Annotated in this window: 11 protein-coding genes; all 11 read left to right on the forward strand. The window is 34.0% G+C overall.

The genetic code is table 11. From position 1 onward, the window contains the following. Positions 1–274, forward strand: a 274-nt coding sequence (locus ACMUOV_RS06355) for a hypothetical protein (RefSeq protein ID WP_413854268.1), incomplete at its 5' end; no start/stop codon positions are given. Between the two features lie 87 nt (positions 275–361). After that, positions 362–1,081: a F0F1 ATP synthase subunit A gene (locus ACMUOV_RS06360; protein WP_413854269.1), complete on the forward strand. Its 720-nt coding sequence runs from the start codon at positions 362–364 to the stop codon at positions 1,079–1,081. Between the two features lie 151 nt (positions 1,082–1,232). Then, positions 1,233–1,439 carry an ATP synthase F0 subunit C gene (gene atpE / locus ACMUOV_RS06365; RefSeq protein ID WP_413854270.1) on the forward strand — a complete coding sequence of 69 codons (207 nt, stop codon included), beginning with the start codon at positions 1,233–1,235 and terminating at the stop codon, positions 1,437–1,439. A 4-nt stretch (positions 1,440–1,443) separates the two neighbouring features. Continuing rightward, positions 1,444–1,977, forward strand: a complete 534-nt coding sequence (atpF, locus tag ACMUOV_RS06370) for a F0F1 ATP synthase subunit B (protein WP_413854271.1) — start codon at positions 1,444–1,446, stop codon at positions 1,975–1,977. Then, positions 1,958–2,314, forward strand: a complete 357-nt coding sequence (locus ACMUOV_RS06375; protein ID WP_413854272.1) for a hypothetical protein — start codon at positions 1,958–1,960, stop codon at positions 2,312–2,314. The genes atpF and ACMUOV_RS06375 overlap by 20 nt, the downstream gene beginning before the upstream one ends. Then, positions 2,311–3,825 (forward strand): F0F1 ATP synthase subunit alpha, encoded by a 1,515-nt coding sequence (atpA, locus tag ACMUOV_RS06380; RefSeq protein ID WP_413854273.1) that lies wholly within the window; start codon positions 2,311–2,313, stop codon positions 3,823–3,825. The genes ACMUOV_RS06375 and atpA overlap by 4 nt, the downstream gene beginning before the upstream one ends. Before the next feature lie 11 nt (positions 3,826–3,836). Further along, entirely contained in the window at positions 3,837–4,682 is an 846-nt protein-coding gene (gene atpG, locus ACMUOV_RS06385; protein ID WP_413854274.1) for an ATP synthase F1 subunit gamma, read from the forward strand. 134 nt (positions 4,683–4,816) lie between these two features. Beyond that, the gene (gene atpD / locus ACMUOV_RS06390; RefSeq protein ID WP_413854275.1) at positions 4,817–6,226 is read left to right on the forward strand and encodes a F0F1 ATP synthase subunit beta; all 1,410 of its coding nucleotides are present in this window, start codon (positions 4,817–4,819) and stop codon (positions 6,224–6,226) included. Continuing rightward, positions 6,226–6,654: an ATP synthase F1 subunit epsilon gene (gene atpC / locus ACMUOV_RS06395; protein ID WP_413854276.1), complete on the forward strand. Its 429-nt coding sequence runs from the start codon at positions 6,226–6,228 to the stop codon at positions 6,652–6,654. Before atpD ends, atpC begins: the two co-directional genes overlap by 1 nt. Next, complete coding sequence (locus tag ACMUOV_RS06400) at positions 6,651–7,535, forward strand: toxin-antitoxin system YwqK family antitoxin (protein WP_413854277.1); 885 nt, start codon at positions 6,651–6,653, stop codon at positions 7,533–7,535. Before atpC ends, ACMUOV_RS06400 begins: the two co-directional genes overlap by 4 nt. Before the next feature lie 11 nt (positions 7,536–7,546). Beyond that, the coding region (locus ACMUOV_RS06405) for a YebC/PmpR family DNA-binding transcriptional regulator (RefSeq protein ID WP_413854278.1) at positions 7,547–7,889 on the forward strand (343 nt) is incomplete at its 3' end.

Here is a 7,889-nt window from a genome sequence, read left to right on the forward strand (position 1 = left end):
AAGAGAAAAGAATTCTGCTTTAGCCGTTGCTACAGGTTTTGAAATGTTTATACCTTTGGAAGGTCTTATAGATTTAGAAAAAGAAAAAGCAAGAATAAACAAAGAAATAAAAAATATTTTATCCGAGCAGGAAAAATATAATAAAAAATTGTCTAATCCGAAATTCGTGGAAAAAGCTCCCGAAGTTGAAGTTACAAGAATAAAACAAAAACTTGCGGATACCGAAAGTAAAATTGCAACTTTACGGGAAACGTTAAAAAACTACGAACAATAAGATAATTATAAAGCTTTTTTATTGACAAGTTTTATTAATAATTTGTAGAATAAGCCGATGTTTTTATTTTGATATTACAGGTTTTTTATGAGTTTAGCACCTAATATTTTATTTCATATAGGGACTTTTCCCGTAACAAATACATTAGTAACCACACTTGTTGTTGATGCCATAATTATTGCACTTGTTGTTGCGTTTAGGGCAGGGCTTTCTTTATATCCGAAAAAACTTCAAAATGTTCTTGAAATGATGTATGAATATTTTTATGACTCTACAAAAGATGTTTCAAGCAAAGTTGCAATAATTTATCCTTGGGTTATAACATTTTTTTTGTTTATAGTAATTGCAAACTTAATCGGGCAGTTTCCCGGTTTTGAAACAATAAGGTTTTTTGCTGCCGGTTCCGGTGAAGAAGGTGTTCCTTTATTTAGAACCGCAACAAGCGACTTGAATGTTACTGCGGCATTTGCGGTAATTTCAATTTTTATGTGTCATTTCTATTCAATAAAACATACCGGTGTTAAAAATTATATCGGCAGGTTTATATCTTTTAAGATGTTTCCTATATTTATGTTTGTAGGTCTTTTGGAATTTATAGGTGAATTTACAAAAGTTATATCGCTTGCATGCAGGCTTTTCGGTAATTTGTTTGCGGGTGAAACGGTTATGTCAACGGTATCGTCAATGTGTGCTTTCGGTGTTCCTTTGCCGTTTATGATGTTGGAACTTATGGTTGCGGTTATTCAGGCGATAGTTTTTGCAATGCTTACGATGGCGTTTATGAGTATAATGACGGACAACCACTAACAAATTGCAGAGCAATTTGTTGTTTATAGTTAGTGGCTTGTAGTTTATTGTTGTCGTTAAACTCTAAGCTTTCAGCTCTCAGCTCTAAACTAAAAATTTGTATAACAAATTTTTTAAATATAAATTGTAGTTTTAAGGAGGAAGTAAAGTTATGACAATTACATTAACCGGCGGTATTATTATTGCAATAGGTGCTTTAGGGCCTGGTTTGGGTATCGGTTTAATCGGTGCAAAAGCGGTTGAAGCAATCGGTAGAAATCCGGAAGCATCCGGTAAAATAATGGTAAATATGCTTATTGCTATGGCATTTGCGGAATCTATTGCTATTTACTGTTTAATATTTGCATTTATGAAGTAATTATATGGATATAATAAAAGATATATTTAATCTGTTCGGACTTGAAACTAAACTTTTTATAGCACAAATAGTTAATTTTGCTATATTATTGTTTATTTTAAAAAAGTTTTTGTATAAACCGATTGCACAAATGCTTGAAGAAAGAAGGAACAAAATAAAGCAGGGGCTTGAAGATGCGGAAAATGCACATAAAACTTTGCTTGATGCGGATACACAAAAAATTGCTATTTTAAAAACAGCAAAAAACGATGCCGATAAAATTTTGGAAAATGTTAAAGTAACGTCGGAAACATTGAAACAACAATCGGCACAAGATGCAAAAAAGCAGGCGGCAGAAATTATAGAAACGGCAAAAAAACAGGCAAAAGATGAATTTGATAAAGCAACCAAACAAGTCGGAGCAATATCAATAGATTTATCTAAGAAAATCGTTTCAAAAGTGTTGTCGGAAATTTTTACCGACGAGGAAAAAACGGCTGTTTTATCAAAAGCCATAGATAAAATAGAAAGTGCGGGATATGAAAAAACAACAAATTAAGCAATTAGCGGTATCTGTAATAGAAAACGGTGAAATAACCGACGAAGTATCAAAATGGATTTTTAATAATTTAACAAAAAATGAAATAAAACTTTTGTTAAGTTATTTGGTCTGTGCCGTTAAAAATAATACGGTTACGGTTAAATATGCAGGGGTGGCTTCCGATACCGTAAAAAATAAAATTCAAAAAATGTTCCCGAATAAAAATATCGTTTATAACAGAGACGATAAAGAAGTGGGAGCAGGTGTAAAATTGGAATTCGGTGATTATATATTGGATTACACCCTTTCCAATATGGTTGCAAAAATAATGAAAGATATAAGGGAGAGTTTATGAAACCGGAAGAACTTATAAAACAAATAGAGGAAAAACTTTATTCTTCCGATATTAATCCGGAATTGGTTAATTACGGGGTAGTTGAAACCGTCGGTGACGGTATTGTTAAAGCATCCGGGCTTTCCGGTACCGGTTACGGGGAAGAAGTTGAATTTGAAAATAAAGCAAAAGGTTTGGTTTTAAATTTAGACGAAGATGCCGTATATATTGTGTTGCTGTCCGATGCCGAAGTTACAAGGGGAATGAAAGTTTTTGCAACAGGTAAAATACTCGGTATAACGGTTTCGGATAAATTGATAGGAAGGGTTATTGACCCTACATGCAAACCTTTGGACGAAAAAGAATTAAAAATTGACGACGGAAAATTATATCCTTTGGAAAAAATTGCGGCCGGTATTATTGAAAGAAGTCCTGTTGACAGACCTATAAAAACAGGTATAAAAGCCATTGATGCAATGATACCTATAGGAAGAGGACAAAGGGAATTGATTATCGGTGACAGAAACACCGGTAAAACAGCCATTGCAATAGATACCATAATAAACCAAAAAAAGAAGGATTTAGGTTTAAAAAGAGTTATTTGTATTTATTGTGCGATAGGGCAGAAAAGGTCAAATGTTGCTTCTATAGTTGCAAAACTTAAACAGGAAGGTGCAATGGATTATACCATAGTTGTTTCGGCAACGGCATCTGATGCGGCTTCGCTTCAATATATTGCACCGTTTGCAGCTTGTGCAATAGGTGAATATTTTATGGAAAAAGGCGAAGATGTTTTGGTGGTTTATGACGATTTAACAAAACATGCCTGGGCATACAGACAAATTTCTTTGTTATTAAAAAAACCTGCAGGAAGAGAAGCATATCCGGGTGATATTTTTTATTTACATTCACGTCTTCTTGAAAGAGCTGTCAGGTTATCTGATAAAAACGGCGGCGGAACATTAACCGCTTTGCCTGTAATCGAAACGCAAGGTAACGATGTGTCTGCATATATTCCTACAAATGTTATTTCAATTACCGACGGGCAAATTTATTTGGAAGCGGATTTGTTCAATTCCGGCGTTCGTCCCGCTTTAAATGTGGGGTTGTCGGTTTCAAGGGTAGGCGGTTCCGCACAAACAAAACCAATGAAACAAATTGCAGGTCCGGTTCGTCTTGATTTGTCGCAATTTAACGAATTGAAAAGTTTTGCACAGTTCGGAAGCGACCTTGATGAAGATACTTTAAAGAAACTGAACAGAGGTAAAGTTTTAACCGAAATATTAAAACAACCTCAATATAAACCTTACGATGAGGTGTCCGAAATAATTGCAATATATTCGGCAACATCGAGTTGCCTTGACGATGTTGAGGTAGATAAAATTTTAGAAATAGAACAGAAAATTATAGATTTTGTTAAAATGAACAATAAAGAGTTGGTTGCAAAAATCGGTGAAAATAAAAAGATGGACGAGCAAACTTTGGAACAATTGAAAAATGCTATATTGGAATGTAAAAAAACATTGGTGTAACGGAAATATAAATGGCTGAAAATTTACAACAGGTAAAAAAAAGAATAAGAACGGCTAAAAGCATAGCACAAATAGCAAAAGCTATGGAAATGATTGCCGCATCGAAAATAAGAAAAGCACAAACTGCAGTTGAAAAAAGCAGGCCGTATTCGGAAAGAGTTAGGTTTGTCGTGCAGAAAATCTTAGCCGAAAATGATGATATATCATTAAATTCATCTTTTGTGGGGCTTAATGATAATGTAAAAAGAAAATTGGTTTATGTTATTTCTACCGATAAAGGTTTGTGCGGCGGGTTGCTTGCAAATATTTTTAAAAAAGTTTTAACATCGGTTTCTAAAGACGATTATGTTGTAACAATCGGTAAAAAAGCACAAGCTTTTTGTATAAAAAACGGTTTTAATGTTAAGGCATCTTTCAATTTGGGAACCGTTCTTCCGAAATATGAAGATATTTTTCCTATGTTAAAAATAGTTGAAGATTATTATAAAACAAAGGAAATATCTTCTGTTGAGGTAATATATACTTATTTTAAAAACCGTATGGTGCAGGAACCTATGTTAAAAGTTTTGGCACCGATACAGCGTGATAAAAATTTTGTAAATAAAGGTGAACATATTTTTGAACCGTCTTCAAAAGAAGTTTTGGACAGTTTGATACCTTATTATTTTGAAGTTATTTTTTATGATATGTTAATGAATGCTTATGCAAGCGAACAGGCGGCAAGAATGTCGGCAATGAGTAATGCAAATGAAAATGCAAACGAAATAACTGCGTCTTTAACTATTGCATTTAATAAATCAAGACAGGCAAAAATAACAAATGAAATTCTTGATTTGGCAAACGGACAAATTCATTAACAAATTGCTTTGCAATTTGTTGAGGTATAGAGGGCTGGAAGTATAGAGGGATAAGAAATTGCCGAAGGCAATTTGAAAGTCCATACATCCGTACCTCCATACATCTATACATCTAATATACGGGGTTTTTTACAATGGAAAAAGAAAATTTTCAAAAAGGTGAAGGTTTTGTTATAAGGGTTCAGGGTGCCGTCGTTGATGTAAGGTTTAAAAATGAAACACCTGAGGTTTATGAGGCGCTTAATATTACAATGAAAAACGGTTCCAAACTTGTTTTGGAAACAATGTTTCAAATGGATAATTTTGAGGTAAGAACAATTGCATTAGGTTCTACCGACGGGTTAAAAAGAGGAGATAAAGTTGTCAGAACAAATGCTCCGATTTCCGTTCCCGTAGGAGAAAAAACTTTAGGAAGAATTTTCAATGTCCTCGGTGAAGCGGTTGACGGATTGGGACAAATAGAAAAAAAAGATTCCGAATTTGCCCCTATTCATAAACCTTCTCCGGAACTTTCGGAACAGAAAACAATTCCGGAAATTTTGGAAACCGGTATAAAAGTTATAGATTTGATTTCACCTTTTACAAAGGGCGGTAAAATAGGAATATTCGGCGGTGCAGGTGTAGGAAAAACCGTTGTTGTTAAAGAACTTATAAGAAATATTGCTATGGAACATGACGGCCATTCCGTTTTTGCAGGTGTAGGTGAAAGAACAAGGGAAGGAACGGACCTTTGGCTTGAAATGAAAGAATCGAATGTTTTGGATAAAACGGTTCTTGTATTCGGGCAAATGAACGAACCTCCCGGAAGCAGAATGAGAGTTGCTTTAACCGGGCTTACAATGGCGGAATATTTCAGAGATCAAAAAAATGAAGATGTATTGCTTTTTATAGATAATATTTACAGGTTTGCGCAGGCGGGAAGTGAGGTTTCCGCTCTTCTTGGCAGAATGTCGTCGGCAGTAGGTTATCAGCCGAATTTGGCACAGGATATGGGTGAACTTCAGGAAAGAATTGCTTCGACAAACAAAGGTTCGGTAACATCGGTGCAGGCCATTTATGTTCCTGCGGATGATTACACCGACCCTGCTCCTGTAACAATATTTTCCCATTTGGATGCAACGATAACACTTGACAGGTCTATCGTGGAACAAGGTTTGTATCCGGCGGTTAATCCGTTAACATCATCTTCAAGGTTGTTGGACCCTAATACTGTCGGTAAAGAACATTATGAAGTTGCAATGAACGTAAAGAAAATTTTGCAAAAATATAAAGATTTACAGGATATAATCGCAATATTAGGTATGGACGAATTATCAGACGAAGATAAATTAACGGTTGCAAGAGCAAGAAAAATACAAAAATTCCTTACACAACCTATGTTTGTTGCCGAAACATTCACCGGGCTTGAAGGTAAATATGTAAAATTGGAAGATACCATAAAAGGTTTTAAGGAAATTATCGAAGGTAAGCATGATAATATTTCCGAACAGCATTTCTATATGGCAGGAACAATAGAAGATGTTTTAAAAAGGGCAAATAAATAATGGGTAATACATATAAATTGGATATTTTATCACCTGAAGGTAATGTTTTTAGCGGAGAAGTTTCTTTTGCAACTTTTCCGACAATGGCGGGTGATATTACCGTTTTGTCGGGGCATACCGCAATAATAACAAAACTTTCGGTTGGTGAAGTTGTAATAGATATTAACGGAGAAAAAAAATTTATTACGATAGCCGGCGGTTTTTTGGAATTTTCCGATAATGTTGCAAGTGTTATTGCCGACTTTGCAATAAGGTCTGAAGAAATAGATGATAAAAAAATAGAAGAAGCCAAAAAACATGCCCGTGAGCAGATGGCAAAAAAAGATAAACTTTCCTCTGCCGTTATGGAACATGATTTACAAAAAGCAATTTTGGAATTAAAATTTTTTGAGAATATAAAATCAAAAAATAAAAGGTATAAAGCTTGAAAAGGGTAAGTATATTTTTTTATATTACTTTATTTTTTTGTGTTCTTTTTAATTCATGTGCAACAAAGACGGGAGACGGTGTTTCCGTATTGTTTAATAATGAAAACGGATTAGCCGTTATAGAAAAAAGACCTTCTTTTATATCTGACGGTAAAGTAAGAGAATTTGAATTTATATGTGACGGTGAAACAATAGCAAGAGAAGCCATAGATAAAAAAGGTAAAACTAAATTTTACGGTCAGGAATTGGACGGATTTGTTAAAGAATATGATATGGAAGGGAATTTAGTTTGTGAAGCAGGTTATAAAAACGGTGTTTTAAACGGTTTTTATAAAAAATATTCAAAAGATAAAATTTTAATTTTAACAAGAACTTATGCTGACGGTATTTTAAACGGTCCTTCATCCGATTTTTATGAAGGCGGAGTTATAAAAACGGAAGCCGAATATAAAAATAATTTGTTAAACGGTGTTATAAAACATTATTCTCCTTCCGGTGATTTGGTGGTTTCCGAAGAATACTTTGAAGGAAAGTTAGACGGCGAATATAAAGAATATTATCCGTTGGGAACGATAAAAACTTTAATTGAATATCACAGAAACAAAAAAGAAGGTTATCAAAAAGAATATTTTATGAACGGTTCTGTAAATAAAGAGTATAATTATTCGCAAAATAAGCTGCAAGGGCAAATGAAAATATACTATGATAACGGTAAGGTTCATCAGGTTGGTTACTATAAAGATGATAAACTCGACGGTGAATTGAAAATTTATGACGAAGATGATAATTTAAGATATATTGATTTATACTCAAAAGGTAAAAAAATAAAAAGAGATATTTTAGGTCAACAAGGTAAAGTAATTTATACAATAAGATATTAAGGAGTAAGTTTATGTCAGGGCATAATAAGTGGGCAAGTATTAAGCATAAAAAAGCTGCTACCGACGCAAAAAGAGGTAAAATTTTTACAAAAATAATAAGAGAAATGGTTGTTGCCGCAAAAGAAGGCGGCGGTATTATAGAAAATAATGCAAGACTCAGAAAAGCGGTTGACGACGCAAGAGCGGCAAATATGCCGCAGGACAATATAAAAAAAGCAATTCAAAGAGGGACGGGTGAACTTCCAGGCGCTATATATGAAGAAATAACTTATGAAGGTTACGGACCGGCAGGTGTTGCTTTAATAGTTGAAACGACTACCGATAATAAAAACAGAACGGCTTCGGAAATAAGAA

It is taken from the genome of Candidatus Ruminimicrobium bovinum (assembly GCF_902760015.1).
Classification (GTDB): Bacteria; Elusimicrobiota; Endomicrobiia; order Endomicrobiales; family Endomicrobiaceae; genus Ruminimicrobium; species Ruminimicrobium bovinum.